This is a genomic window from Streptomyces sp. UNOC14_S4 (assembly GCF_020740835.1).
Taxonomy (GTDB): domain Bacteria; phylum Actinomycetota; class Actinomycetes; order Streptomycetales; family Streptomycetaceae; genus Streptomyces.
Genome location: NZ_JAINFC010000897.1, coordinates 1 through 1,522, shown reverse-complemented (window position 1 = coordinate 1,522; position 1,522 = coordinate 1). Strand labels below are relative to the sequence as shown.

Genomic DNA, 1,522 nt, shown 5'->3' with positions numbered 1-1,522 from the left:
CAAGGCCGTGAAGTTATGGGCTGATGGGCCCTGTCAACAGGATGTCGATGCTGATGGTGGCTTTGTAGGTGCGTCGGTCCACGCGCAGGCTCTTGTATGCGTAGCGGGACAGTGGTCGCTTGACGGCGCGGGGGCTGACGCGGAGTCGGCGTGCTGTCATCGGTTGGTTCAGGACGGCTCGTCCGATGGTTCCGACGAGGTCGACAATGGTGTCGGCGATCACGCCTGCGGCTTGGATGACCTGGTCGCGGGCGGTCTGGAGGGCGATGCCGAAGCTGGCCCGGTCGGGGTCCGTGCCGGGGAGGGCTGCGGTGGCGTCGGCGATGGCGATCCTGATCAGCTGGTAGACAGTCAGCAGCGCGTAGACCTCCTGGGCAATACCGGACATGGTCCGGGCGCGCAGGACCCGGCGCCCGAGCATGGACTTCTTGACCGCGAAGAAAGCGGATTCCACTTCCCACCGCTCGTGGTACAGCTTGACCAGCTCGAATGCCGGGTGGCGGCGGTGGTCGAGCAGGGTGGTGGCCAGCCGGTAGACGCCGGTGGTGTGTCCTGCGGTGGTGGCGATGGTGATCTCGCACTCGATGACGCGCACCTCCAGCCGGCCGATCCTGGACAGGAACGAGCCGTCCTCGTAACGGTGCAGGACCGGTGGTTTGCGGGTGGCGGACAGCCGGGCGAGGAAGGCGGCGCCAGTGTCCGCGACCGTGGTCAGGAAGGCGTTGGAGGACAAGCCGCGGTCCAGCAGGACGATCATGCCCTCGCGCAGGGAGCGGGCCAGGCGCTTGCCGTGGGTGGTCTCGCCGCTGGCGCGCGGGCCGAAAACCGCGTCGATCACGGCCCGGGTGCCGCAGGCGACCAGGGCGACCAGGCAGATCTGCGGATAACCCGAAGTGGCGTACTGGTTGGAGCCTTTGCCCAGGTGGGCCCGGGTGGCGGGACCGTCGGGGACATCGAGGTAGGTGCCGTCGACGGCGACGACCAGCAGACCCGCCCAGCGGGCCCCGATGGTGCGGATCGCGCTCGCCGGGCCGCGCAGCAGGTCGAACAGGGCCCGCACGGGGCGGACACCGAGCCGGGCACGGGCGTGCCACAGTGCCGTGGCGGTGACCTTCGGGACCGGCAGGCAGTGCAGTGCGGAGGTCAGCCTGGCCCACACGGCCGGATAGCCGCACTCCTCGAACAGAGCGGCGGCCAGGAGGAGGTAGACGACCACCCGGGCCGGGAGTTTCCGCAGTCGCTGCTGAACGGCCCCGCACTCGGCCAGGACGGCGTCGACCATCTCGAACGGGACGATCTGCGTCAGCCCACCCAAGTGACCCGGAGCGAAAAGACCGTCGGCTACCGCGATCTCGCGACTGATGACACACTGACCCGACAGCGGAGCCTCCGGTGCTGTGAACGGCTTGTCTTGGCGGACCAGCCAGTTCTACCGGGGCTCCGCTTCTCGCGTCCGGCGTTCCTCCAGACCAGACCCCACTCGCAGCCACGGACCCACCCCATAACTTCACGGCCTTGCCCT

Annotated in this window: 1 protein-coding gene; it reads right to left on the bottom strand. The window is 68.7% G+C overall.

Features of this window, described 5'->3' with window-relative positions:
- Positions 1-13: 13 nt before the first annotated feature.
- The gene (locus tag K6I34_RS36835; RefSeq protein ID WP_229332370.1) at positions 14-1,315 is read right to left on the bottom strand and encodes an IS4 family transposase; all 1,302 of its coding nucleotides are present in this window, start codon (positions 1,313-1,315) and stop codon (positions 14-16) included.
- Positions 1,316-1,522: the final 207 nt, after the last annotated feature.